Raw genomic sequence first — 22,895 nt, forward strand, 5'->3', positions numbered from 1 at the left:
CCTCCCTTACACCGCGCACTCCCCACGGCCTAGCTGCACCCGGAAGGTTTCCCCTTCCGCCCCCAGGTCCTGGTAGTACTCTGGGGCTTCCTCATAGGAAGGAATAGTCTGGAGGTCCTCGAGAAGGGGCTTGAAGGAGGCGGCCCCCACCCGGTCCAAATAAGCCTGGAAACTTTCGCCCTGCTCCCGCTCCTCCTGGTAGCGCTTCAGGATCCTTTCCACCGCCTCAGGAGTGCGCCGGGCAGGAATCCGAGCCACTACTTGGCCAAAACGGGCCTCCCCCTCCCGGGTGCGCCCCCCCAGGAGGAGGGTGTAGTGAGGAACTTCGTTTTCCCCTACCTTACGGCTTGAGCCGTAAAGGCCGATATCGGCTATGTGGTGTTGACCGCAGGAGTTGGGGCAACCGGAGATCTTGATGCTAATGGACCGCACCGCTGGATCATGGGTCAGAGGAAGGGTGTGGAGGTGCGCTTCCAGGGCCTGCGCCAGTCCCCGGGAGCGGGTGATGGCCAGGTTGCAGGTGTCAGCTCCAGGGCAGCGGGTTATGTCCAGGATGGTGTGGGCCTCAGGATGGGCCAGGCCCACCCGCAACAGGGCTTCGTAAAGCCCACCCAAAGCGTCCTCGGGCACGAAGCGAAGGAGTAGGTTCTGGCTGATGGCACTCCTTATTTCTCCAGCGTAGGTTTCGGCGATATCCGCCAGCGCCCTGAGCCCTTCCGAGGTGATATCCCCAAGGGGAAGGCGCAGGGCCACGGTGTAGTAGCCCTCTTGCTTTTGACGAAAGAGGTTGGTGCGGCGCCAGGCATCAAACCCGGGAGCGAAGGAGAAGGGCTTCCTGGGAGGGGAGGGAAGGCTTGGGGGTGGGAGGTCCTGGGGAGGTTGCCAGGCCTTTAGGTCCTCACCGCTTGCGGTGAGCTTCACGATCCGCCTTTCCTCCCTTACCGCCTCGCGGAAGGCGGCAATTCCCCACTTCTTTACCAGAAACTTGAGCCGGGCTTGGGTTAGGACCTTGCGGTTACCGTGGCGGTCAAAGAGGCGGATGATGGCCAGCATGGTGGGGAGGAGGTCCTCCTCTGGGGTAAAGGGTTCCAAAAGTTCCGCGCTCATAGGAGCCGCTCCCAAGCCCCCGCCCACATAAAGGCGGAAGCCCCTTTTGCCCCCCTCCACCGCGGCCACCACCCCGATGTCGTGAATGGGGGTACGGGCATGGTCTGTGGCGCACCCCTCGAAGGCAATCTTGAATTTGCGGGGCAGGTTCTGCCCCACGGGGTGACGGAGGAAGTAGCGGTAGGCGGCCTCGGCGTAGGGAGTCACGTCAAAGGGCTCCTCAGGGGAAACTCCGGCGTACGGGCAGCAGGTGATGGCTCGGATGGAGTGGCCGCAGGCCTCGCGGGTAGTGAGGCCCACCCCGTTTACAGCCCGGAGGACGTGGGGTACGTCCCTTCGGTGCACGTGGTGAAGCTGCACCGCCTGCCGGGTGGTTACGTGGGCCAGACGGTTTTCTGCATACCGCTCCGCCACCTCTGCCAGAACCCTTAGGGCCTCCGGGCTTACCCGGCCCACGGGGAGTTTGATGCGCACCATGTGGTGCTCTGGCCTTCCCCGAATGCCGTAGATGCCGTTTTTCAGGCGGTAGACCCGGAAGTCCTCGGGGTCTTCCTCCCCCGCCTCGAGGCGGGAAATCATGGCCTCCAGATACTGGATTTCGGCTTCGGCCTCCGCGCTGAGTCCTGCCATTCCGCCTCCTTTCCCCCCTCCCCGGGGGATTGCCCGGCATGATATACCATTGAGTGTGTGAAAGTCAAGGGTATATGCCCTGTTCCCCAGGCCGGGTTTTCGAGAGCCCCGCATGCTATAGTGGAAGGGACAGGCTAGGGGTGCCCCAATGGAGGGGCTGAGAGCTAGGTTTCTCCTAGCAACCCTTAGAACCTGATCCGGGTAATGCCGGCGGAGGGAAGCCTATGCGGAAGAATCCCCTTACAAACCGACTTCTCCCCAGGCCGCGTGGGCCCTGGAGACCCGCTTGAGGCTTTACCCGTAGGGCACATGCGCTGGGGAGGTGAAAGCTTGCTGGGAAGGCTCTATCTGGTGGTGACCCCGAGGCCCGGTTGGTCCATGGTGGAGGTGCTGGATCGGACGGAACGGGCCCTGGCGGGTGGGGTGGAGGTCGTGCAGCTTCGGGCCAAGGACTGGGAGGCGAGGCCCATCCTGGACCTGGGGGAGAGGATGCTGGCCCTGGCCCGACGGTATGGGGTGCCCTTCCTCCTCAACGACCGGCCGGACCTGGCGGCCCTTCTGGGAGCGGATGGGGTGCACCTTGGCCAAGGGGACCTGACGCCCGCGGAGGCCCGGCGTTTCTTTCAGGGGATGGTGGGCCGCTCTACCCACGCTCCCGAACAGGCCCTAAGAGCCCTCGAGGAAGGAGTGGACTACCTCTCCATAGGCCCTGTGTGGGAAACCCCCACCAAGCCGGGGAGGCGGGCCGCGGGCCTGGGCTATGTGCGCTGGGCCCGGGAGAACCTGGGGGAGAGGCCCTGGTACGCCATCGGCGGCATCACCCTGGAGAACCTGGGGGAGGTTTCGGAGGCTGGGGCGCGCCGAGTTGTGGTGGTCCGTGCCATCCTGGACGCTGAGAACCCCGAGCGGGCGGCCCAGGCATTCAGGGAGCGGCTTTATGGTGTGGCTTAACGGGGAGGCTAAGCCCCTCGAGGGCAAGACGCTAAGGGAGGTTCTGGAGGAGCTGGACGTGGATCTTTCCCGGGTGGCGGTCCTCCTCAACGAGGAGGCCTACCTGGGGCGGGAGCTTCCTCACCACGTCCTGAAGGAGGGGGATGTGGTGGAGGTGGTCACCCTCATGCAAGGAGGCTAGATGGACACCTGGAAGGTCGGGGACATAGAGCTTAAAAGCCGTCTTATCCTGGGCTCGGGCAAGTTCCGGGACTTCGGGGTGATGCGAGAGGCCATAAGGGCTGCGGGGGCCGAAGTGGTCACCGTGGCCATCCGCCGGGTGGAGGCCAGGATGCCCGGGCACGTGGGTCTCCTCGAGGCCTTAGAGGGCGTGCGCCCCCTGCCCAACACGGCAGGCGCCAGGACGGCGGAGGAAGCGTTGAGGATAGCCCGGCTGGGCCGGGTTCTCACCGGGGAGAGGTGGGTGAAGCTGGAGGTGATCCCTGACCCCACCTATCTCCTCCCCGATCCCGTGGAAACCCTGAGGGCGGCGAGGATGCTCATGGACGAGGGCTTCCTGGTCCTGCCCTACATCGGTCCTGACCTCGTCCTGGCCAAGAAGCTTTCGGAGCAGGGCACGGCTACGGTGATGCCCCTGGCGGCCCCCATCGGCTCCGGCTGGGGGGTGAGGACCCGGGCCCTTTTGGAGCTCTTCGCCCGGGAGAAGACCTCACTGCCCCCGGTGGTGGTGGACGCAGGGCTTGGCCTCCCTTCCCATGCAGCGGAGGTGATGGAGATGGGTTTGGACGCCGTGCTGGTGAACACCGCCATTGCCGAGGCCCAAGATCCCGTGGCCATGGCTGAGGCCTTTCGTTTGGCTGTGGAGGCGGGGAGGAAAGCCTTTTTGGCCGGCCCCATGCGACCCCGGGAGGTGGCGAGCCCCTCGAGCCCCATGGAGGGCATCCCTTTGGGAGGTCCTAAGCCGTGAGGGTAGAGGTGGCGGTGGTGGGGGCGGGGATTATCGGAACCCTCGCCGCCTACGAGCTCAGGAAGCGGGGGCTTTCCGTCCTCCTCCTAGATGCCGGTAAGGAGGGAGCGGCTACCCTGGCCAGTGCGGGGATGCTGGCTCCTTATCCCGAGGGGCTTTCCGGGGAGGTTTTGGAGGCGGCCCTTTTCGGCCTGGAGTACTATCCAGGCCTCCTCGAGGAGCTTGCCGTCAAGGGATGGAAGGTGGAGGCGGGGTTTAGCGGCACCCAGGTGGCGGCCCTGTCCCAGGTGGAAAAGGAGGCCTGGGAGGCCCAGGAGTCCTTGTCCTACCCGGTTCGGGGTGGAAGGGGAGCGCGTACCTTCCCTGGGGGGTATGTCCATCCCAAGGCCCTCCGCAAGGCCTTACTGAAAGCTCTGGAGGTCATGGAAACCCCTTTCCTTCAAGCCGAGGTGGAGGAGGTGAAGGAAGGGGGAGTGCGAGGGCGCTGGCGGGAGGAGCCCTTTACCGCCCAGGCCCGGTTCGTCCTCCTGGCCGTGGGCGCCTGGGGTAGCCGATTTGGCCTTGGGGTCCGGCCCCTGAAGGGGGAGGCCTTGGTCCTCGAGGGCCCGGCTCCTCCTGCCCCCCTTTTCGCTGGGGAAGGGTACCTCCTTCCCCGGGAGGGTGGGGTATACGTGGGGGCCACCCAGCGAGAGGGATGGGCTCAAGGAGTGGATCTATTCGGCCTAAGGTGGCTTTCCGACTACGCCCACGAGCGCTTTCCCCTGCTGGCAGGGGCCAGGTTCCGGGAGGCCCTTTGGGGGTACAGGCCGGTGGGAGAGCTTTTCGTGGGTGAGGTGGAAAGGGGAGTGCTGGCTGCGGTGGGCCATGGAAGGAACGGCATCCTCCTGGCCCCGTGGACGGCGAAGAGGATTCTCGAGCTTTTGGGGGTGTAGCTATGACCCAGCTGGAAGCGGCAAGGAAGGGCATCGTGACCGAGGAGATGGCTTACGTGGCGGAGAAGGAGGGGGTTTCCCCTGAGTTTGTGCGGGAAGGGGTGGTGTCGGGGCAGATCGTGATTCCCAGGAACCCCAACCACCGCACCCTTCGGGACTTCAAGGGGATCGGGGAAGGGCTCAGCGTGAAGGTAAACGCCAACCTGGGTACCTCCTACGACTACGTCAACCTCGAGGAGGAGGTGGAAAAGGCCAGGGTGGCCATTCAGTACGGGGCGGACACCATCATGGATCTCTCCACAGGGGGGGACTTGAAGGCCATCCGGGAAAGAATCCTCGAGGTGGCCACCGTTCCTTTGGGCACCGTGCCCATCTATGAGGCGGAGTTCCGCGCCGCCAAGAGGAAGAGCTTCTTCGACATGTCCGCGGACGAGCTTTTCGAGGTCATAGAGGAACACGGGCGGCAGGGGGTGGACTACATCACCGTGCACGTGGGGGTTACCCTGAAGAACCTGGAGGTTTACCGGAATTCCTCCCGGACCACGGGGATTGTGAGCCGGGGTGGAGGGCTTCTCGCCGCCTGGATGCTCCACCGGGGAGAGGAGAACCCCCTTTACGCCCGCTTTAACGACCTCCTGGACATCGCCCGCACCTACGACATGACCCTCTCCTTGGGCGACGGCCTCAGGCCGGGGTCCCTGGCGGACAGCACCGACCGGGCCCAGATCGCCGAGCTCCTCACCATCGGGGAACTGGTGGAGCGGGCCCGCCGGGCAGGGGTGCAGGCGATGGTGGAAGGACCGGGCCACATTCCTTTGAACGAAGTGGCCACCAACGTGCAGATCCAGAAGAAGCTCACGGGCCAGGCTCCCTTCTACATCCTGGGGATGCTTCCCGTGGATACCGCCGCTGGCTTCGACCACATCGCCGGGGCCATTGGGGGCGCCTTGGCCGGTTGGATGGGGGCGGATATGCTCTGCTACCTGACCCCGGCGGAGCACCTGGGCCTGCCCACCCCTGAGCACGTGAAGGAAGGGGTGATCGCCTTCAAGATCGCGGCCCACGCTGCCGATGTGGCCCGGGGGAACCCGCGGGCTTTGGAGAGGAACCGGCGCATGTCCGAGGCCCGCTACCGCCTGGACTGGGAAGGCCAGTTCGCTCTTTGCCTTTATCCTGAGGAGGCCCGCCGCCTCAAGGAGGAGCGGGGCTCGAGGACCAAGGCCTGCAGCATGTGCGGCCCCTTCTGCCCCATGAACCTGGTGGAGGCGGTCTTGCGGGGCAAGGCTCGGATGGAGCTTCAAGGTGCACCCTACGTCCACGACCCCGTGGGCTAGGGCGGGGGGTCAAGATGCTGACGAAAAACTTCGGCCACCTCCCCCACCTCCTGATGGCACTGGGCAACCCCCACCACCAGGGAGAAGGCCTCCTCGTCGCTAAGGGTAAGCCGGAAACCGGAAAGCCGCAGGTGGATATCGGCCACGGCGAAGGCCGTCCGCTTGTTGCCATCCACGAAAGGATGGCCTTTGGCTATGCCGGTAAGGTAAGCTGCGGCCTTTTCCCAGGGGGTTGGGAAGCTTTCTTGCCCGGCGAAACCAGCCCACGGGCGTTCCAAGGCAGCCTCAAGCCTGCCCAGATCCAGTACCCCGGGGCTTCCCCCATAGCGGCGAAGGAGGTCCTCGTGGATGGCCAGGACCAAGGAGAGGGGAAGCTTAGGCATCGGCCAGGCGTCGGTAAAGCGCTTCGCGCTCCTTTAGGGACTGGAGGTAGGCCATCAGGGCCTTCAAGGTTTCCACGCTGGTCCCGGGCTCTACCACCAGCAAGGTTCCTTCCGACTCCAGCACCTCCACCTCCTGGCCCGGCTTTAGCCCGGGGGCATGACCCTCGAGGACCAAAGCCAAGTGCCCGTCCAGCTCCATCACCTTGGCGCGCATATCCTCATTATGCCCGAGGTGAGGCATGCAAGTAGCGCTTACCATCGCCGGTTCCGACTCCGGGGGCGGGGCCGGGGTGCAGGCGGATCTCAAGACTTTTTTCCGCTTCGGAGTCTATGGGGTAAGCGCCCTTACCCTGGTCACCGCCCAAAACACCCTGGGGGTGCAACGGGTAAAACTCCTACCTCCTGACCTGGTTTATGCCCAGATCCAAAGCGTGGCGGACGACCTCCCCATCCATGCTGCCAAGACAGGGGCTTTGGGCAACGCGGCCATCGTGGAGGCGGTGGCCGAGGGGGTGAAGCGGTATGGGATCCGTCCCCTGGTGGTGGATCCGGTGATGGTGGCCAAGGGCGGGGATCCCCTCCTTTCCCCCGAAGCGGTCCGGGCGCTAACAGAAAGGCTTTTCCCCCTGGCCACCCTCGTCACCCCCAACCGCCTCGAGGCGGAGGCCCTCCTTTCCCGGCCTATCCGGACCCTGGCGGAAGCCCAGGAGGCGGCCCGGGAACTTTTGGCCCTCGGCCCCCAGGCGGTCCTGCTTAAAGGCGGCCATTTCGAGGGGAAGGAGGCGGTGGACCTTCTAGCTACTCGGGAAAGTATCCAGGTTTTCCGTGCCCCCCGCATTCCCACCCTTAACACCCACGGCACGGGCTGCACCCTTTCCGCAGCCATCACTGCCCTCCTGGCTTTGGGAAAGCCCCTGGAGGAAGCCGTGGCTGAGGCCAAGGCCTACCTCACCCGGGCCTTGGAAACCGCACCTTCCTTGGGTCACGGCCACGGCCCCGTGAACCACTTCGCCTAGTTCAGAGGGCGGTAGCCCCGCCGTCCACGGGAAGAATGGCCCCGGTGATGTAGTCGGAGGCGGGGCTTGCCAGGAAAAGCACTGCTCCTCCCAGCTCCCCGGGTTTCCCGGGACGCCCCAGGGGCAGGGTGGCCTTCAGGAAGGCCTCGGCCTTGGGCAGGACCTTCTCCGTCATGCGGGTGGGGAAAAACCCAGGGGCTAAGGCGTTCACCCGAATACCGAACCGGCCCCATTTCACGGCCAAATCCCGGGTAAGGGCGATGAGCGCACCCTTGGAGGCGGAGTAGCCCACGGCGTCCAGGACCTCAGGGTACTCTCCTTTTAGCCCTGCCACGGAGGCGATGTGGATGATCTTGCCGTAGCCCCTTTCCCGCATGCGCTGGGCGGCGGCGCGGCTTGCCAGGAAGGCTCCCACCAGGTTGACCTCGAGGACCTCCCGCACCTTTTCCACGGGCATCTCCCAGGAGGGGGCCCCCCAGGAGATCCCTGCGGCGTTCACCAGGATGGTGAGGGGCCCAAGTTCCCGCTCCACCTGGTCCACCACCTCGAGAAGCCGCTCCTCGTCCCGCACATCCCCTTCCAGGTAAAGGGCCTCCCCCAGGTGCTTTTTGGCCTCCTCAAAGAAGCTGGCCCTCCGGGCGAGAACCGCCACCTTGGCTCCCGCCTCCTTGAGGGCTAGAGCCGCCTCGAGGCCAAGCCCCCGGGATCCCCCCGTCACCAGGGCTACTTTGCCGTTCAGGCGGAACTGCTCCAGGAACATAGTCCCCCCTTATCCCTCTGAGGAATCGTGGAACAGGTCCTTATACTGTTCCCTGAGGGCACGCTTTAGGAACTTCCCTGCGCTGGTGCGGGGGATTTCCTCCACGAAGACGAAGGCATCGGGAAGTTGCCACTTGGCAAAGCCAGCCTTTAAGAGATGTTCCCGAAGCTCCTCCTCGCTGGGTTTCTCTCCCCTGGGCACCACCACGGCTAAGGGCCTTTCCTGCCACCTGGGGTGGGGAATGGCCACCACCGCCGCCTCCTTCACCTTGGGATGTCCCATGAGGGTGTTTTCCAGATCCACGCTGGAGATCCACTCTCCGCCCGACTTGATGAGGTCCTTCAGCCGGTCTTTAATCTCCAAGTAGCCCTCCTCATCCCACACGGCGATGTCTCCGGTTCGGAACCATCCGTCGGGGGTTAGGGCGTTACGGCTAGCCTCCTCGTTCCGGTAGTACCCTCCGGTGATCCAGGGTCCCTTGAGCTGGACCTCCCCCATGGTTCTGCCATCCTTGGGCACCGGGCGGCCTTCCTCGTCCGCCACCCGAAGGCGCACAAGAGGGGTGGGGAGGCCGGTCTTGGCCTTGAGGCGGATCCTTTCCTCCCAGGGGAGGCCTTCCAGGTGGCTTTTCACGAAGTTCTGCACCACCACCGGAGAAGTTTCCGTGAGGCCGTAGCCCTGCCGCACCTCTATGCCTATGCGCTCAAAACGCTCCACTAGGCTTCTCGGGGCGGCGCTTCCCCCCACGACCAGGCGCCGCAGGGTCTTAAGGCGGTGTCCCGTGTTCTCCAGGTAATCCGCCAAGGCCAGCCACACCGTGGGCACGCCGGCGGTAAAAGTCACTCCTTCTCCGTCAAAGAGTTCCACCAAGGAGGCGGGATCTAGCTTGGGTCCTGGCAGGACCTGTTTGGCTCCCACCAGGGTGGCGGCATAGGGTAGACACCAGGCGTTCACGTGGAACATGGGTACCACTGGGAGGACCGAGTCCTTTTCCGAGAGGGCGGTGCCATCCTCGAGGCTCGCCGCCAGGGTGTGGAGGACCAAGGCCCGGTGGCTGTAGACCACTCCCTTGGGAAGACCGGTGGTCCCCGTGGTGTAGGCCATGCCGCAGGCGGCCCGTTCGGGTACCCGGATGGGGTCCGCCTCCTCGCCCAACACCTCCTCGTAGGCCAAGTATCCCTCTGGCGCCTTCTCGTCCATCACCACGAAGTGGCGCACGGTGGAAAGCTCCGGGCGCAGGGTCTCCACCAAGGGAAGGAGCTGGGGATCAAACAGAAGGACCTTGTCCTCCGCATGGTTCAGGATGTAGGCGATCTCCTTGGGGGAAAGCCGGGGGTTTGCGGTGTGGAGGACCGCCCCCATTCCCGGCACGGCGAAGTAGGTTTCCAGGTGGCGGAAGTGGTTGAAGCCCAAGGTGGCCACCCGGTCCCCCACCTCCACCCCGAGCCGCCTCAGGCCCCCCATGAGCCTTCTAGCCCGCCGGTAAACCTCGGCGTAGGAGATGCGGTGGACCTCCCCTGTATGGAGCCGGGATACCACTTCCTTCCTGGGAAAAAGCTCTGCCGCCCGTTCCAGGAAGTCCCACAGATTGAGTTCCTCCTCCATCATGGTGCTCGGGAACATGCCGCCTCCTTTCCTATTTGCCCCCAGCATATCCCCAGCAGGGCGTTCACGTCACCCAGTAGAACCTCCCGTGCAACACCCCTCCTCCAAACTCTCCTTCGATTAACAAGGGAACCGCCCACACCGGTAGCCCTTCCCTGGCGCTTGGGCTGGATCTCGGCTTGGAACCACCGGGCAAGGGGGCTTTGCATGCGCTATTCCTGGGGTTTCCTGCGGACCAAGGTGACGAATTCTCCTTCTTGAACTACCTCGTCCCGCTGGTTCAGGACCCGTACCCGCTGCACCACCACACCCCGGTCGGGTTTACTGGTTTCATGTTTCTCCAGGATCTCGCTTTCCCCCCTCACGGTGTCCCCTATAAATACGGGTTTCAGGAACTTGTAGTTGCGGATCTCCATCCAGGCGATAATGGTGCCCTCAAAGTGCCCGCTCCGCTGCCGAAGGCCGGTGAGCATGGAAAGGACCAGAAGCCCATGGGCGATGCGCTGGCCGAAGGGGGTGTTCTTGGCAAACTCGGCGTCGGTGTGGATGGGGTTGTAGTCCCCGGAAACTCCGGCAAAGTTCACCACGTCCGCCTCGGTTACCGTGCGGGCCGGGGTGGTAAAGCGCTGGCCTACCTGGAAGTCCTCAAAGTACATGGGCATCCTAATCACCTCCCTAGCCTTCTCCAAAAGCTTTGATCCCGGTGAGGTGGGCCCCGATCACCAGGGTCTGCACCTCGCTGGTTCCCTCGTAAAGGGTGAGGATGCGGGCGTCCCGATAAAGCCGGGCCACCTCGTACTCCTCGAAGAAGCCGTAGCCCCCGTGGACCTGGATAGCCCGGTAGGCCACGCGGTTGGCAGCTTCGGAAGCAAAGAGCTTGGCCATGCTGGCCTCGAGGGTATACCGCTCCCCTTTAAGCTTCTTGGCCACCGCCTGGTAGGTGAGGAGGCGGCTGGCCTCGAGGTCCAGCTTCATCTGGGCCAGATGCGCCTGGACCAGCTGGAAGCTGGCGATGGGCCGTCCGAACTGGTGCCTTTCCTTGGCGTAGCGTAGGGATAGGTCCAAGGCCCGTTGCATCAGCCCCACCGCTCCCGCCGCCAGGGAAACCCGGCCGGTATCCAGGGTGGAAAGGGCGATTTTGAAGCCCTGTCCCTCCTCTCCCAAAACCCTGTCCTTGGGTATGCGCACCCCCTCCAGAAAGACCATGCCCGTGTCCGCAGCCCTAAGCCCCAGTTTTCCCTTTAACGGCGTGGTGCGTACCCCGTCCTCCCGTTCCACCAGGAAGGCGGTAATGCCCCTGCTACCCTTCTCCGGATCGGTTTTGGCGAAGATGAGGAACACCTGGGCCACGTTGGCGTGGGAGATGAAGGTCTTCTGTCCTTCCAGCACATAGTGATCGCCGTCCCGGTAGGCCCGGGTGCGGAGGCTTCCCGCATCCGAGCCCGCCTCGGGCTCCGTGAGGCCGTAGGCTCCTAGGATCTCCCCCTTTGCGAGCCGGGGGACGTACCGCCTTTTTTGCTCCTCCGTTCCGTAGGCGAGAAGGGGAGTGAGGACCAAGCTTTGCTGCACGGAAAGGATGGAGCGCAAGGAAGCGTATCCTCCAAGCTCCTCCAGAAGGGCGATGTAGGCGCAAAAGTCCAGGCCAGCCCCTCGCAGCTCCTCGGGCACGAACACCCCCAGGAAGCCCAGCTCCCCCATCCGCCTCACCAGGGGCCAAGGAAAGGCTTCCTGGGCCTCGTACTCCGCCAAGGCAGGACCTGCTTCTTCCAGAAAGCGCCTGGCCAGCTGCCGAATCTCCTTGTGTTCAGGAATCTCCATGTTCTAACCCCTTTAGGATGAGATCAAAGTAGAACCTGGCCACCTCCTCCGCCCGCAAGGGCCCGCCCGGGCGGAACCAGCGGATCATCCAGTTGAGGAGGGAGAGGATGGCCCGGGCTGTGAGGCCCACATCCAGAGGGCGGAATACCCCCAGTGCCATGCCCCGCTCCAGGATGCTTCGGAGCATGCCCTCGTACCGGTCGCGCAGGGCGATGGTAACAGCTCGCTTCTCGGGAGAGAGGCTTTGCAACCCTTGAAGCATGGCCACGAAAAAGGGCCGATTCTCTTCAAAGAAGCGGGCATGGCCTTCCATGAAGTGTAGAAGGGCTACCTTGGGGTCGGGTTCGGATAGGGCTCTTTCTCCTTGGCGACGAAGGCCCTCCAGGGCCTGAAGGCTGATCTCGTAGAGAACCTCCTCCTTGCTCCGGAAGTGGTGGTAGAGTGCCGCCTTGGAGAGGCCCAGTGCCTCGGCCAGATCTTGGACGCTGGTCGCCTCGTAGCCTCTTTCCGTGAAAAGCCGGGCGGCTTCTTCCAGGATGCGGTCGCGTGTGGCAGTTCCCATATCTCACCGACCGGTCGGTAAGTACACTCTACCCCTGGAGGAGAGGATAGTCAAGTGGTTTGGTGCTTTCTTCCACGTTTCCAAGCACATTGGCGTTATGCAGGGGGTAGGGGGGTTGCCAAGCCCGCCATAAGTGTGGAAGTATGGAACACGAAGGAGGAGCTTATGAAAATCACCCTTAGCGTCCTCAAGGCCGACATCGGTTCCGTCGGAGGCCACACCTTACCCAGCCGCAGGGTGCTGGCCAAGGTGGAGGAGGTGGTACGGGAGGAGGTGGGCCGCCTGCTCTTGGACGCCCACGTGTTCCATATCGGGGACGACATCGTCCTCCTCCTCTCGCATACCCACGGCATTCGAAACGCATCCGTCCACGAGCTGGCCTGGAAAGCCTTCCGGGAAGGTACCCAGGTGGCCAAGGAGGAGGGTCTTTACGGGGCTGGGCAGGATCTTTTGAAGGATGCCTTCTCCGGTAATCTCCATGGCCTGGGACCCCAGGTGGCGGAGATGGAATTCGAGGAGCGGCCCGCTGAGCCCTTTATGGTCCTGGCCGCCGATAAGACCGAGCCCGGGGCCTTCAACCTCCCCCTATACCTGGTCTTCGCCGACCCCATGTACTCCTCTGGTCTCCTGCTCTCCTCGGAGCTGCGCCCCGGCTTCCGCTTCCGCATCATGGACCTAGCCCAGACGGAGAGGGATAGCTACATCGTTTTGGATGCTCCCGAAAGGCTTTATGACATAGCCGCCTTACTTAGGGACTCCCACCGCTTTGGGATAGAGTCCATTTGGTCCCGGCGCTATGGGGAGATAGCCGCGGTGGTGAGCACCACGCGCTTGCGGAACATTGCCGGGCGCTACGTGGGTAAGGACGATCCCGTGGCTATTATCCGTACCCAGAAGATCTTTCCAGCAACGGAGGAGTTTGGTCCACCCTTTGCTCTGGCGCCCTTCGTGGCCGGGGATACACGGGGAAGCCACCACCTGCCCCTCATGCCTGTCAAGGCCAATACTCCCGCTTCCACCTTTTTCTGCGTACCCATGGTGTGCGGGCTGGCCTTCTCCCTCAAGGAAGGTCGGTTCTCTGAGCCCGTGGATCTCTTTGCGGATCCGGTCTGGGATGCGGTGCGGGCCAAGGTGGTGGAAAAGGCTCAGGAAATGCGCCGTCAGGGATTTTACGGCCCGGCCATGCTGCCCATGGAGGAGCTCGAATACACGGGCATTGCCGAGCGGCTGAAGGAGCTTGAACGGGAGTTCTCCTAGAGCCTCGAGGGGCCCCTGGGCTTAAGGCTTGGCGCTTCAGGTGGGGGTGTAGAATTTTTCCAAGGCCTGGGCTAAATAGAGAAGGGCGAGAGCCTCTTCCTCCACTCCCCGGGTAAGTTGCGCACAAGCCGGGCAAGGCTATGCCCCCAGGGATCCAAGTCCAGAGCGAACCAAAGGCCCTTTAGGGCCTTCTCTCCGGCCTGGTGGGCCATAAAAGCGGCCTGAGCGTGCTTGCCCACTGCCAGGAGAACCTTGCCGGCCTCCAGGTCGTTTTCGGCCTGGACTAGCCAGCGTTCCCCTTCAAGCCGCCTCTTCTCCACGCTCATAAAGGGGCACGGCCTCCTTTAGAATCCCCCGTAGGAAGGGGAGCTCCTGCCTTTCGACCAGCTCCTCGGGGGTGAGCACCAGGGCCTCCACGGGCCATGGAGCGTCCTTAAGGAGCTCCAGTACCAGTCCGATTCGTTTCAGGGGCGGAAGGTGAGTGCGGGCTACCACCAGGAGGTCCAGGTCGGATCGGGCATCCGCGGTACCCCGGGCATGGGAGCCGAAGAGGTAAACAGCCTCGAGGTCTAGGGCTTTCCGAAGCCTCCGCACCGCTTCTTCAAGGTATGGAGCCAGGACCTCCACACTCTCAGTGTATCCCAGTCAAGACTCCGGTTGGGAAGTGTGACCAACTTGGTGGTGCACGTTTCCCATGGGTAGAGGCTTGACGCTACCTGCTAATCATACCAACCCCAAGAGGCGGACGGGAGTGAGCCTGCTTTGGAGCCCCTTTGCGGAAGTGAGCCATCCATAAGCCTTATCGGGAACTCTCAGGTGTCCATCTTCCAGGGCGCCGGAGAGCAAACGGGAAGCCCGGTTGAGGGATGGCTCTAAGGGCTCCGGCTGCGGTAAACGTGGTTGGCAGGGAAGGGGTAGTCGGTCGGAGGTTCAGGGAATTCGAAATGCGCCCAGATTTTGGTACGCCATTTCCAGCGCGTCGCTGAGTGAGCCATGATACATGGTCTTCGGCGAATATGAGCGTTGAAGAGCGCAGAACCGGCGGTAGGTTAACTAACTAGCGTGCTCCTTGTGCCTGGGGAACAAGGGAATGCGGGATGGGCCGGGTTCTGCTTGGACATCGCCGCTTTGCTGTGGCGCTGGGAAGCAAAGGGAATCTGAGAATCGCGTTGACCCTTTGAAACATTAGGGGTGCTGGTGGCTCATGCTGCACTCCTTAGGAGCTGCGGGGTGTTCGAGTCCCTTACCAGGAGGGAAATTAACCGTCCCTCGCGCCCAAGTGGACTGAGAGAGGGCAGGGGTGGGTAGGCATGACCGTGAGGAGCGGACCCGAGGCACGGGTATTGGGAAGAGTCTGCCGGAAAGGTGGGCTGGGGGGTCAGCCTGGTGCACCGATGACTGCGAAAGGCCGGTTCCGTAAACTCCCGGCGGGTTAGGGCGACACGAGGAAGAGCAGGTGTCTCCGAGCAAATTTTGCCAACGTTATTCCGACGCCGTGGCTCAACCCGCCGGCATGTGAAGGGTTACCCAGTCCGGCATGCGGCGGTTTTGGGTAGAGCGAAGACCGGCCCAATGCCAAGGGGGCTTTTCAGCCCGGCTTCGCAAAACCTTGAGCGGGGTGGGTTCCATGAGGCCTATAGCGGGGTAGGGAAGACAAGACCGGGAAGCCCTGGCGACAAAGGTACCATGCCCTCTACGGGCACTATCTAGAGAGGGTCAGGCCGATGGGGTCGAAGTAGACCACCTCCTCGCCCTCCCTGACCACCATGGCTGCCCTACGGGGGGAGAGGACCCGGATCTCCTGCACCCAGTCGTTGGCGGTGGGAGGGGCGTACACCACGAAGCAGGCGTTCCGCTCCCCCTCGAGGGCCACCACCGGCCCCTTGAACACCGAGGCCAGCTGGAGGGAGCCCAGTTTGGCCCTGGCCGCGATGGAATAGCTCCTGCCCGTGAGGTCGTAGGGGCAGGGGGTGTAGCGCCTGGGGTGAAGCTCGATCCGCCTCAGTTTCCCCTCGCTGAAAGCCCCGTGCCGGGTCCACCACTCCTGCTCGGGGGTAAGCGGTGCGCCTATCCCGTGCTGGCGAGCAAGCCTCCTTTCCAGGAAGTGGCGGATGGCCTGATCCTTAAGGTCCTTGGGCAGGGCGATTCTGGGAGGCTTCGGCTGGTAAAAGGGCGACCAGACCATCACCCGCCAGGTTCTCTTGGAGCGGGCGTCGTGGAGCAGATAATCGTGGCTGCACCCCGCGTTGCCGCAGTCCACCTCTTCCAGGTAGACCTCAGGGTGGCCGTCCTGGTTGAGGTCCAGGAGCTGAAGGTCCCGGAGGCCCTCGAGGGCCACGAAAGCCAGGGTCCTCTGCTTTCCCTGCTTCCCGGCCCCCAGGTCGATGAGCCAGCTGGTTTCCTCCTCGCCAATCCGCCTTGGGTAGCGGAAAACCTCCACGTAACCCGTAGGGGTTTTGCGGAGGAGGTGGAGCCTACCCGTTCCTCCGGTCTTCTCCCTGGCGAGGGCGGCCAGGTACACCTGGGCTCCGATGGTCTTGCGGACGGCCCGTTCCACCTGGCCCCCCAGGGCCTTTTGGGCCTCCTTGAGGGGAGGAGCCTGGCCCAGGGAAAAGGGGGCCAGGGCAAGAACCGCAAGGGCCAAGATCCAGCAATCCGTAATCGCCCGCTCTTTCATGGCTCCCTACCCGTCCTTATTCCTTTGGCCACCCGGACCGGGACGCTGGACGCTATTCGGGGACCCGGGCGCAGGCGGTGGCGGGGGTGGGGTTGGTGGCGCTGGAGTCCAGGGGAGTAATCCGCAGGCACACCTCCTGGCCCGCCCTTTCCTCCAGCCTCAGGAGGGCCGTGTACAGGGGCTGGGCCCGCTGGCTGGAAAGCTCGCTGTAGGGGAGGGGGATGGAGGCCCCGTCCACCGTGCCCTCGAGGGCGTACCGCTTGGCCCAAGTCCATTCGGCAAAGGTGAGAAGAAGGGTTTCCCGTCCCGCAGGTTCCAGGCGCAGGAGGGTCAGGGCGTCGGGATGGCGGTAGCAGGCCCGGGTGTAGGTGATCTGGTAGGTTTCCCCGCCCTGGACCCTGAGCCCGACGGTTTCCGCCTGGAAGCCCAGGGAGGGGCAGGGCTTGGCCTGGAACTGAAGCGTGGCGCTTCCCCCTGCCGGGATCTCGGCGGTCTGGGGCGTGGCACCCTGCAGCCACCTGCCCTCGAGAACTACCCCCTCCAGCGGGGCGTCCACCGCCCCCACGTTGAGGACCTCCTGGGGAAAGCTGTAACCGGTGGTGAAGGTGGTCTGGTGGAACCACCACCGGAGCCGGACCAGGGGGGTGGTGTAGTAGAGCCGCACGGACTCGATGTCCCCAGGGCTTAGGCCCTGCCTCTGACCGATGCGTTCAGGAGGAATCCCGTTTTTGGGAAGGATGGTGTAGTTGCCGTTCTTCGAGAAGGCCTTGGCCCCGTAGTGCATGACGGAATCGTAGTCGTAAGCCTGGTAAAGCTTGCCCTTGCCCCCGATCTTGGCAAACTGGGGCCAGTACTCCTCCTGAATGTTTTCCCAGAGGATCTCCACGTACTCGTCCCGGTCCGCCCGGCTCTGCTCGTGCAGGAATCCCAGGGCGTGCAGAATCTCGTGCACCACGGTGCCCACGGGCGGAACCCCGTTCTGGCCGCAGTGGACGTCCAGATCCTGGGGTCCTCCGATCCGCCCGAGATAAGACCAGCAGCTTTCCGGTCGGCCATCGCTGATGAAGCGCACGTAGTCCGCCTGGTCGGTGCGCTCCACCAGGCGGATGGAAGTCTTCTCGTGGATGTGGGCAATGGCCTCCTGGATGCGGATCCTCTGGTCTGCACTTACCCCCGCATCGATCACGTAAGGAACCACTCCGTTCGGCCAAAGGCGCCCCCAGACCACGGGCTCCTGGGCCAATCCCTGGGGCGCAAGGGTGGAGGACGGGGTGGGGCTTTGCGGGACCAGGATATCCCCCTGGATCACCACATACCCCGGGGGTGCCCAGGGTACCCGTTGTCCCTCCACCCGCACCTCGCTCCCGTCGGGGAGCATGAGCCACACGGGTTTCCAGGCCGAGGTTTCCCGCGGGCTCCCCGGGTTCAGGGCACATCCCGTGAGGAGTAAAAGGGCAATCGACAACCAAGCGCTTCCCTTCATGGCCTATCTCCCACAACCTGCCAGGCACGGGGCCACCGCCAGGTGGAAGTCCAGGGTGCGCTCCAGGTGGCCAAGCCGCACGGAAACCCGGGCGGGTGCCGAGAACAGGGTCCAGACCTCCGCCGGGTCCGGCCCCATGAGCTCCAGCACCAGGCGGTCAGAACGGGACCGCTCAGGGAGGAAGCGGTAGCGAACCTGGTCGACCCCTGTGCCCACCAGCCGTCCCGCGAGGTCTACGCGGTAGGCCCCTGGCGGGGCCGAGAGGTTCCCGCTCAGTTCCAGGGCTAAAGCCAGCTCCACCTGGCCCCCAGCGGGGACCACCACTGGGGAGGACACCTGGCCCAGCTGGAAATCTCCTGCGATGAGGGAGAAGGTGGCTCTGGCGCTTAGGTTCTCCTCGAGGGTGAGGCGGCATTCCGCAAATCCGCTGCAGGCTCTCTGCCAGCCCGCAAAGAAGAAGCCCTCCGCGGGCAGGGGGTCCAAGCTCAGGGAGGTTCCCTTGGGGAAGGTCCAGGTGCAGGTGTTCCCGCCCTGGCACTCCTGGCTCCCCGCCGTCACCTTGCCGCTTCCCACCACCTCCAAGATCAGGATCGCCTCCTGGGGCGGAGGGCTCCCGGCAGGGCCCGTGCAGGCGGAGAAAAGAAGGCTCCCCGCTCCTAAGAGGGCGAGAAAAAGGGCTAGCCGGTTCGCGGGGAAGGATCCTAGAGGTCCTACCTGTCCTGTGGGATACGCCTTGGGATCCATACGAATCATTCTAGGCAAGAATCCTTGGACTTTGCTTAAGATTGGCCAAATGAATCCCATGGCAGCACTCCTCAGGCCCCCATTCACCGCGGCACGGTCACCACCCGGTCGACGAGGGGGGCAGAAGGCATTTCAAGGTCTGAGTGATGGTTATTCACAAGCGGAATAACGAGGGGAAGGCGCCTGACCTCGAGGGAAGGTAGGGGAGCTACTCCGAAACCTAAGCCCCGACCAGGGCGCTCTACCCAGCCGTGCATCGAATGAGGGATCGTGGTTCACAAGGAGAGGAGGGCCACAACCACATCCTTGCGCAGCAACTCCTTCATGCTCCCTTCCACCCGCACCTCCCCGGTTTCCAGCACGTACCCTCGGTCCGCCACCCGGCCCGTGAAGCGGAGATTCTGCTCGGCCAGGAGCACCGGCATGCCCTCCAGCTTCAACTCCTCCACCAGGTGGGCGATCTCCTCCACGATCAGGGGCGCCAGCCCCTCCGTGGGCTCGTCAAGAAGGAGAAGCCGCGGGTTCGCCATCAGGGTCCGGGCGATGGTGAGCATCTGCTGCTCCCCGCCAGAAAGGAGGCCTCCCCGACGGTTTTCGATCTCCTGTAACCGCGGCAGGAGCCGGTACACCCGTTCCAGGGTCCACGGTCCGGGCCGGTGGGCGATCAGGAGGTTTTCCCGCACGGTGAGCTCGGGGAAGATCCTGCGGTCGTCCGGAACGTATCCCAGGCCTAACTGGGCGCGTCGGAAGGAGGGGAGCCGGGTCAGGTCCGTCTCCCCATAGAGGATCCTGCCGCCCTGAATCTGGACCAGCCCCATGATGGCCTTGATGGTGGTGGTCTTTCCCGCACCGTTTCGCCCCAGGAGGGCCACCACCTCCCCCTCGCCCACCTCCAGGCTGACCCCGTGGAGCACGGGAATGCCCCCATATCCCGCCTGTAACTCCAGCACGCGTAGGCTCATGCATTCCCTCCCAGAAAGGCCTGGCGCACCGCGGTGTTCTGGCGGATCTCCTCCGGGGATCCCTCGGCCAGGACCTGGCCCTGGTGCAGGACGGTGATGCGGTCAGCAAGGGCCAGCACGGCCTCGGTGTCGTGCTCGGTGAAGAGCAGGGTGACTCCCTCCCGGCGGAGGAGGTCCCGGATGAAGGCCACCATCTTTCCCCGCTCGGCCCGGGAGAGACCCGCCAGGGGTTCGTCCAGCAGGAGGAGCTTGGGCTCCGCCACCAAAGCCATGGCCACGTCCAGGCGTTTGAGGTCACCCAGGGGCAGCTGGGCGACTGGGCTCTCGGCGTACGCCTCCAGGCCCACCTTGGCCAAGGCCGCCTTGGCCCTTTCCACGGCCTCTACGTGCCGGGCCAGGGGACGCCCCCACACCAGGGTTCTCCCCTCGTAGCCCAGGCGCGCCAGGGTCACTGCCTCGAGGACCCTCATGGAAACAAAGGGCTGGGCCCGCTGGAAGGAGATGGCGATCCCCAGACGGGCCACCCTGGGCGTGGGCCATCCGGTGATCTCCCGGTCCTGGAAGCGCACCTGGCCCCGGTCCGGACTCACCCTCCCCGTGATCACGTTGAACAGCGTGGTCTTCCCGGCCCCGTTGGGACCCACCAGGGCATGGAAGCTCCCCTCGGCCACGGAAAGGGAAACCGAGGCCAGGGCCATGAACCCCTGGAAGGACTTGTAGATGTCCTTAACCTCTAGCAGCACCACCCCGCACCCCCATCGACCAGCGCCGGCTCACCTCGCGGAAGATTCCGGCCAGGCCCCGCGGAAAGAAGAGCACCATAAGGAGGAGAAGGAGGCCCAGGAAGAAGGGCCAGTACTCCGTCTTGGCCTGCACCAGCACCCTGAGGAAGAGGAAGACCGCTCCGCCCACGGCGGGGCCCAGGAAGGTGCCGCTTCCCCCCAGGATGGTGGAGATGATGGCCTCGGCGGAACGCGTCCAGAACAGGTAATCGGGAAACACCGAGCGTTGCAGGGCTCCCTGCAAGGCCCCTGCCAGCCCGGAAATCGCCCCCGACACCACAAAGGCCAGGAGGAGGTGCCGGAAGCCGTCGATGCCCGCGGACTCCGCCCGGGCGCGGTTGTCCCTCAGCCCCCTCAGGGCGTAGCCGAAGGGGGACTGGTTCAGGCGGGAAAGAAAGCTCACCGCCAGGGCGAAGACCCCCAGGGTGAGGTAGTAGAAGGGCAGGCTCTCCCCCAGCAGGCCGCTGGGCCTCAGGTCGGTGATCCCGTTGTCCCCGCCGGTGAAGGCGTACCACTTGTGGGCAACCGCATAGAGGAGCTGGGCGAAGGCCAGGGTCAGCATGGTGAAGTAGATCCGGCTCAGCCGGATGCTGAAAAAGCCGATGACCAGGGCGGCGAGGGCGCTGGCCAGGAGGGCCACGGGCAGGGTGGCCAGGAAGGACCACCCTGCCCGGCTCACCAGAAGGGCCGTGGCGTAGGCCCCCACCCCGAAGAAGGCCGCCTGGCCGAAGGAAAGGAGGCCTGCTTGGTGGAAGAGGAGGTTGAAGGCCATGGCGTAAAGGCCCAGGATCAGGGCCTCGCTGGCCAGTTTGAGCCCGTACTCGCCCAGGGCCGGCCCCAGGACCAGGAGCACCAGGAAGAGAAGCGCAAGCCTCATGTTCTCACCGCCGGGGGGCGCCCCAGGAGGCCCCAGGGGCGCAGGAGGAGGACCAGGGCCATGAGGGCGAAGGGAAATACCATGGCCATCTCGGGGAGAAAGAGGATGCCGAAGGCCTGCAGCAGGCCTATCAGGACGGCGCCCAGCAGGGCTCCCCAGACGCTACCCAAGCCCCCGATGACCACCACGATGAAGGCGTTGATCACCGCATCCACGGCCATGCCCGGGGTGGCGGCCTGCAGGGGAAGGAGGGCCGCTCCCCCTATGGCCGCCATGGCGATGCCTAGGCCGAAGATGGCCGTGTAGAGCAAGGGTACGTTGATGCCCAGCGCCTCCAGCATCTCCCGGTCCTGGGTGGCCGCCCGCACCCAGGTTCCCAGACGGGTGCGGTGGAGGAAGGCCCAAAGGAGGAAGGCGAAGGCCGCGGCCAGGCCCAGGAGGAACACGTAGTAGCTGGGGAAGGCCGTGCCCAGGAGGAGCAGGGGAGAGGAGAAGGCGGGGGGGAAGGGGAAGGAGCGGTACCCCGCCCCAAAGAGGAAGCGCACCAGGTCCTCCAGCATGAGAAGGATGGCGTAGGTGAGCAGGATCTGGTACTCCTCGGGCCTGCGGTAGATGGGCCGGATGAGCAGGCGCTCCACCAGGGCGCCGATGACCAGACCCGCGGCCATTACCCAGAGAAGACCCTGCCAGAACCCCTCCGCCTGGCCCCGGGTGAAGGCGTAGAGCAGATAGGCTCCCAGCATGTAGAAGGAGCCATGGGCAAAGTTGACGATGCCCATGGCCCCGAAGATGAGGGAAAGCCCCACGGAGAGGAGGAACAGGGTGCTGGCGTAGGCCAGGCCGGTGAGAAGCTGGAGCAAGAGAAAACCCAGGTCCATGGCTTAGCGCTTGCACTGCGTGGGATACACCGTGTTGGTAGCGGGGATGATGCGTAACCGGTCCAGGATGGCGAAGGGATAGTCCGGGGTGTGCTTGGTGTACCCCCAGACCAGGCCCTCGAAGACCTGGTGGTCCTCAGGCCGGATGCGCTTCCTTCCCTCGGGCGCATCGTAGGCCAGGCCTCCGTCCGCTTCAAAGGCCTTGCGTACCGCCTCCGCCTGGGTGGAGCGGGCCTTGGCGATGGCCGCGGCCAGCATGTGCATGCCCGCGTAGGCCTCCTGGGCGTTATAGCTGGGGTACTCCCCAAACCGCTTGCGGTAGGCCTCCACGAAGGCCTTGTTCCGTTCCGTGTTGGGGTAGAGGAACCAGTACCGGGCGGAGACCAGGAGGTTCTCCGGGGCCTCCTTGCCCAGGGGGACCAGCACCTCCAGGGCGGCGCCCACAGGGTTCACAAAGTACTTCACCTGGTTGAAGAAGCCGAAGGCCTTGGCCTGGCGGGCGAAGATGACCATATCCCCCGCCCACAGGGTGGAGAACACCCCTTCGGGGCGGGCCCGCATCAGGGCGGTGATGAAGCTGGCGTAGTCCGTGGAGCCGAACCGCGGCCACTGCTCGCTCACCACCTCCACGTCCGGCCTAAGCTGCTTCAGCCGGGTGATGAAGTCCTGCCAGGAAACCCGGCCGAACTCGTAGTCGGGGCCGATGTTGGCCCAGCGCTTCACGGGCAAAGTGGCGGCCAGGGCGGCGGCGGCCCAGGCGTCCATGCGGGCGTTATTGGAGGTGCGGAAGACGTAGGGACGGCACTGCTCCGTTAGGGTTGGGGTGGCCGCATGGGTCACCACCAGGGGGATCTTGTACTCGTCCGTGAGGGGGGCCACCGCCAGGGAAACCGAGCTGGAGTCGATGCCGAAGAGGAAGTCCACCTTTTCCTGGAGGATGAGCCGCCGGGCCTCGCGCACCCCCACCTCGGGGTTGCCCTGGTCGTCCACCACCACCAGCTGCAAGGGGCGCCCCAGGACCCCCCCGCGGGCGTTGATCTCATCCACCGCCAGCTGCGCTCCCTGGGAACCCGACTTCCCGTAGCCGGCAAAGTTGCCGCTCAGGATGAAGAGGGCCCCGACCTTGACAGGCTGCTGCCCCTGCGCCATACCGAGGCTCAACCCTGCTAC

Annotated in this window: 25 protein-coding genes and 1 riboswitch; of the genes, 7 read left to right on the forward strand and 18 right to left on the reverse strand. The window is 64.4% G+C overall.

The genetic code is table 11. The features are described from left to right. Positions 1-6: 6 nt before the first annotated feature. The gene (locus tag KQ693_RS08760; protein WP_267260965.1) at positions 7-1,737 is read right to left on the reverse strand and encodes a nitrite/sulfite reductase; all 1,731 of its coding nucleotides are present in this window, start codon (positions 1,735-1,737) and stop codon (positions 7-9) included. 126 nt (positions 1,738-1,863) lie between these two features. After that, positions 1,864-1,973: riboswitch (TPP riboswitch) on the forward strand. A gap of 94 nt (positions 1,974-2,067) precedes the next feature. Between KQ693_RS08760 and thiE the strand changes: the two genes are divergently transcribed. From thiE to thiC, 5 genes are read left to right on the forward strand one after another with little or no spacing between them, the layout of a single operon-like run. Then, the gene (gene thiE / locus KQ693_RS08765) at positions 2,068-2,688 is read left to right on the forward strand and encodes a thiamine phosphate synthase (RefSeq protein ID WP_267262372.1); all 621 of its coding nucleotides are present in this window, start codon (positions 2,068-2,070) and stop codon (positions 2,686-2,688) included. Continuing rightward, a complete protein-coding gene (gene thiS / locus KQ693_RS08770) occupies positions 2,675-2,869 on the forward strand; it encodes a sulfur carrier protein ThiS (protein WP_019550911.1) in 195 nt (64 codons plus the stop codon). The genes thiE and thiS overlap by 14 nt, the downstream gene beginning before the upstream one ends. Beyond that, positions 2,870-3,655 carry a thiazole synthase gene (locus tag KQ693_RS08775; RefSeq protein WP_267260966.1) on the forward strand — a complete coding sequence of 262 codons (786 nt, stop codon included), beginning with the start codon at positions 2,870-2,872 and terminating at the stop codon, positions 3,653-3,655. Then, positions 3,652-4,587, forward strand: coding sequence for an NAD(P)/FAD-dependent oxidoreductase (locus KQ693_RS08780; RefSeq protein WP_267260967.1), 936 nt, complete (start codon positions 3,652-3,654; stop codon positions 4,585-4,587). The genes KQ693_RS08775 and KQ693_RS08780 overlap by 4 nt, the downstream gene beginning before the upstream one ends. 2 nt (positions 4,588-4,589) lie before the next feature. Continuing rightward, positions 4,590-5,921: a phosphomethylpyrimidine synthase ThiC gene (gene thiC / locus KQ693_RS08785; RefSeq protein WP_267260968.1), complete on the forward strand. Its 1,332-nt coding sequence runs from the start codon at positions 4,590-4,592 to the stop codon at positions 5,919-5,921. Here thiC and KQ693_RS08790 read toward each other — a convergent pair. After that, positions 5,918-6,304, reverse strand: coding sequence for a type II toxin-antitoxin system death-on-curing family toxin (locus tag KQ693_RS08790; RefSeq protein WP_267260969.1), 387 nt, complete (start codon positions 6,302-6,304; stop codon positions 5,918-5,920). The two genes, thiC and KQ693_RS08790, sit on opposite strands and share 4 nt — an antisense overlap. Continuing rightward, positions 6,297-6,518 carry a hypothetical protein gene (locus KQ693_RS08795; RefSeq protein ID WP_267260970.1) on the reverse strand — a complete coding sequence of 74 codons (222 nt, stop codon included), beginning with the start codon at positions 6,516-6,518 and terminating at the stop codon, positions 6,297-6,299. Before KQ693_RS08795 ends, KQ693_RS08790 begins: the two co-directional genes overlap by 8 nt. 25 nt (positions 6,519-6,543) lie before the next feature. Here KQ693_RS08795 and thiD point away from each other — a divergent pair, with 25 nt between their 5' ends. Then, complete coding sequence (gene thiD, locus KQ693_RS08800; RefSeq protein ID WP_135255898.1) at positions 6,544-7,320, forward strand: bifunctional hydroxymethylpyrimidine kinase/phosphomethylpyrimidine kinase; 777 nt, start codon at positions 6,544-6,546, stop codon at positions 7,318-7,320. Position 7,321: 1 nt separating this feature from the next. On the opposite strand, the gene KQ693_RS08805 is transcribed toward thiD, so the two are convergent. The 5 genes from KQ693_RS08805 to KQ693_RS08825 all read right to left on the reverse strand — a co-directional run bounded on the left by KQ693_RS08805 (position 7,322) and on the right by KQ693_RS08825 (position 12,065). After that, on the reverse strand, positions 7,322-8,080 hold the full coding sequence (locus tag KQ693_RS08805) for an SDR family oxidoreductase (protein ID WP_267260971.1): 759 nt from the start codon (positions 8,078-8,080) through the stop codon (positions 7,322-7,324). Positions 8,081-8,089: 9 nt separating this feature from the next. Next, positions 8,090-9,703 carry a long-chain fatty acid--CoA ligase gene (locus KQ693_RS08810; protein WP_267260972.1) on the reverse strand — a complete coding sequence of 538 codons (1,614 nt, stop codon included), beginning with the start codon at positions 9,701-9,703 and terminating at the stop codon, positions 8,090-8,092. 194 nt (positions 9,704-9,897) lie between these two features. Then, on the reverse strand, positions 9,898-10,347 hold the full coding sequence (locus KQ693_RS08815; protein ID WP_028492817.1) for a MaoC family dehydratase: 450 nt from the start codon (positions 10,345-10,347) through the stop codon (positions 9,898-9,900). A gap of 13 nt (positions 10,348-10,360) precedes the next feature. Beyond that, positions 10,361-11,503 (reverse strand): acyl-CoA dehydrogenase family protein, encoded by a 1,143-nt coding sequence (locus tag KQ693_RS08820; protein WP_267260973.1) that lies wholly within the window; start codon positions 11,501-11,503, stop codon positions 10,361-10,363. Continuing rightward, positions 11,490-12,065 (reverse strand): TetR/AcrR family transcriptional regulator, encoded by a 576-nt coding sequence (locus KQ693_RS08825; protein WP_267260974.1) that lies wholly within the window; start codon positions 12,063-12,065, stop codon positions 11,490-11,492. Before KQ693_RS08825 ends, KQ693_RS08820 begins: the two co-directional genes overlap by 14 nt. A gap of 165 nt (positions 12,066-12,230) precedes the next feature. On the opposite strand from KQ693_RS08825, the gene fbp reads away from it, so the two are divergent. Beyond that, the gene (gene fbp, locus KQ693_RS08830; protein WP_135255903.1) at positions 12,231-13,322 is read left to right on the forward strand and encodes a fructose-1,6-bisphosphate aldolase/phosphatase; all 1,092 of its coding nucleotides are present in this window, start codon (positions 12,231-12,233) and stop codon (positions 13,320-13,322) included. A 71-nt stretch (positions 13,323-13,393) separates the two neighbouring features. Here the strand turns inward: fbp and KQ693_RS08835 are convergent, their stop codons facing one another. The 10 genes from KQ693_RS08835 to KQ693_RS08880 all read right to left on the reverse strand — a co-directional run bounded on the left by KQ693_RS08835 (position 13,394) and on the right by KQ693_RS08880 (position 22,874). Then, a complete protein-coding gene (locus tag KQ693_RS08835) occupies positions 13,394-13,648 on the reverse strand; it encodes a HEPN domain-containing protein (RefSeq protein WP_267260975.1) in 255 nt (84 codons plus the stop codon). Further along, complete coding sequence (locus tag KQ693_RS08840; protein ID WP_267260976.1) at positions 13,623-13,949, reverse strand: nucleotidyltransferase domain-containing protein; 327 nt, start codon at positions 13,947-13,949, stop codon at positions 13,623-13,625. Before KQ693_RS08840 ends, KQ693_RS08835 begins: the two co-directional genes overlap by 26 nt. Positions 13,950-15,024: 1,075 nt before the next feature. Further along, positions 15,025-15,999: a hypothetical protein gene (locus KQ693_RS08845; protein ID WP_267260977.1), complete on the reverse strand. Its 975-nt coding sequence runs from the start codon at positions 15,997-15,999 to the stop codon at positions 15,025-15,027. A gap of 52 nt (positions 16,000-16,051) precedes the next feature. Further along, a complete protein-coding gene (locus KQ693_RS08850) occupies positions 16,052-17,482 on the reverse strand; it encodes a M12 family metallopeptidase (RefSeq protein WP_267260978.1) in 1,431 nt (476 codons plus the stop codon). A 3-nt stretch (positions 17,483-17,485) separates the two neighbouring features. After that, positions 17,486-18,226 carry a hypothetical protein gene (locus tag KQ693_RS08855; protein ID WP_267260979.1) on the reverse strand — a complete coding sequence of 247 codons (741 nt, stop codon included), beginning with the start codon at positions 18,224-18,226 and terminating at the stop codon, positions 17,486-17,488. A gap of 275 nt (positions 18,227-18,501) precedes the next feature. Continuing rightward, complete coding sequence (locus KQ693_RS08860) at positions 18,502-19,188, reverse strand: ABC transporter ATP-binding protein (protein WP_267260980.1); 687 nt, start codon at positions 19,186-19,188, stop codon at positions 18,502-18,504. After that, the gene (locus KQ693_RS08865) at positions 19,185-19,934 is read right to left on the reverse strand and encodes an ABC transporter ATP-binding protein (protein ID WP_267260981.1); all 750 of its coding nucleotides are present in this window, start codon (positions 19,932-19,934) and stop codon (positions 19,185-19,187) included. Before KQ693_RS08865 ends, KQ693_RS08860 begins: the two co-directional genes overlap by 4 nt. Next, a complete protein-coding gene (locus KQ693_RS08870; protein ID WP_267260982.1) occupies positions 19,915-20,847 on the reverse strand; it encodes a branched-chain amino acid ABC transporter permease in 933 nt (310 codons plus the stop codon). The genes KQ693_RS08865 and KQ693_RS08870 overlap by 20 nt, the downstream gene beginning before the upstream one ends. After that, on the reverse strand, positions 20,844-21,725 hold the full coding sequence (locus KQ693_RS08875) for a branched-chain amino acid ABC transporter permease (protein ID WP_126208959.1): 882 nt from the start codon (positions 21,723-21,725) through the stop codon (positions 20,844-20,846). Before KQ693_RS08875 ends, KQ693_RS08870 begins: the two co-directional genes overlap by 4 nt. Positions 21,726-21,728: 3 nt before the next feature. Next, on the reverse strand, positions 21,729-22,874 hold the full coding sequence (locus KQ693_RS08880; RefSeq protein ID WP_267260983.1) for an ABC transporter substrate-binding protein: 1,146 nt from the start codon (positions 22,872-22,874) through the stop codon (positions 21,729-21,731). Between the last annotated feature and the right edge of the window lie 21 nt (positions 22,875-22,895).

This window comes from Thermus brevis, assembly GCF_026427635.1.
GTDB lineage: Bacteria > Deinococcota > Deinococci > Deinococcales > Thermaceae > Thermus > Thermus antranikianii.

Excerpts from the sequence above, each read along its gene's own strand:
- KQ693_RS08795 (WP_267260970.1), bottom strand. The coding sequence starts at position 6,518 with ATGCGCGCCAAGGTGATGGAGCTGGACGGGCACTTGGCTTTGGTCCTC.
- thiS (WP_019550911.1), top strand. The coding sequence starts at position 2,675 with ATGGTGTGGCTTAACGGGGAGGCTAAGCCCCTCGAGGGCAAGACGCTA.
- KQ693_RS08845 (WP_267260977.1), bottom strand. The coding sequence starts at position 15,999 with ATGAAAGAGCGGGCGATTACGGATTGCTGGATCTTGGCCCTTGCGGTT.
- KQ693_RS08805 (WP_267260971.1), bottom strand. The coding sequence starts at position 8,080 with ATGTTCCTGGAGCAGTTCCGCCTGAACGGCAAAGTAGCCCTGGTGACG.
- KQ693_RS08810 (WP_267260972.1), bottom strand. The coding sequence starts at position 9,703 with ATGTTCCCGAGCACCATGATGGAGGAGGAACTCAATCTGTGGGACTTC.
- KQ693_RS08775 (WP_267260966.1), top strand. The coding sequence starts at position 2,870 with ATGGACACCTGGAAGGTCGGGGACATAGAGCTTAAAAGCCGTCTTATC.
- KQ693_RS08820 (WP_267260973.1), bottom strand. The coding sequence starts at position 11,503 with ATGGAGATTCCTGAACACAAGGAGATTCGGCAGCTGGCCAGGCGCTTT.
- KQ693_RS08860 (WP_267260980.1), bottom strand. The coding sequence starts at position 19,188 with ATGAGCCTACGCGTGCTGGAGTTACAGGCGGGATATGGGGGCATTCCC.
- thiC (WP_267260968.1), top strand. The coding sequence starts at position 4,590 with ATGACCCAGCTGGAAGCGGCAAGGAAGGGCATCGTGACCGAGGAGATG.
- fbp (WP_135255903.1), top strand. The coding sequence starts at position 12,231 with ATGAAAATCACCCTTAGCGTCCTCAAGGCCGACATCGGTTCCGTCGGA.
- thiD (WP_135255898.1), top strand. The coding sequence starts at position 6,544 with ATGCAAGTAGCGCTTACCATCGCCGGTTCCGACTCCGGGGGCGGGGCC.
- KQ693_RS08870 (WP_267260982.1), bottom strand. The coding sequence starts at position 20,847 with ATGAGGCTTGCGCTTCTCTTCCTGGTGCTCCTGGTCCTGGGGCCGGCC.
- KQ693_RS08875 (WP_126208959.1), bottom strand. The coding sequence starts at position 21,725 with ATGGACCTGGGTTTTCTCTTGCTCCAGCTTCTCACCGGCCTGGCCTAC.
- KQ693_RS08835 (WP_267260975.1), bottom strand. The coding sequence starts at position 13,648 with ATGAGCGTGGAGAAGAGGCGGCTTGAAGGGGAACGCTGGCTAGTCCAG.
- KQ693_RS08790 (WP_267260969.1), bottom strand. The coding sequence starts at position 6,304 with ATGCCTAAGCTTCCCCTCTCCTTGGTCCTGGCCATCCACGAGGACCTC.
- KQ693_RS08815 (WP_028492817.1), bottom strand. The coding sequence starts at position 10,347 with ATGCCCATGTACTTTGAGGACTTCCAGGTAGGCCAGCGCTTTACCACC.
- KQ693_RS08850 (WP_267260978.1), bottom strand. The coding sequence starts at position 17,482 with ATGAAGGGAAGCGCTTGGTTGTCGATTGCCCTTTTACTCCTCACGGGA.
- KQ693_RS08760 (WP_267260965.1), bottom strand. The coding sequence starts at position 1,737 with ATGGCAGGACTCAGCGCGGAGGCCGAAGCCGAAATCCAGTATCTGGAG.
- KQ693_RS08825 (WP_267260974.1), bottom strand. The coding sequence starts at position 12,065 with ATGGGAACTGCCACACGCGACCGCATCCTGGAAGAAGCCGCCCGGCTT.
- KQ693_RS08880 (WP_267260983.1), bottom strand. The coding sequence starts at position 22,874 with ATGGCGCAGGGGCAGCAGCCTGTCAAGGTCGGGGCCCTCTTCATCCTG.
- KQ693_RS08855 (WP_267260979.1), bottom strand. The coding sequence starts at position 18,226 with ATGGATCCCAAGGCGTATCCCACAGGACAGGTAGGACCTCTAGGATCC.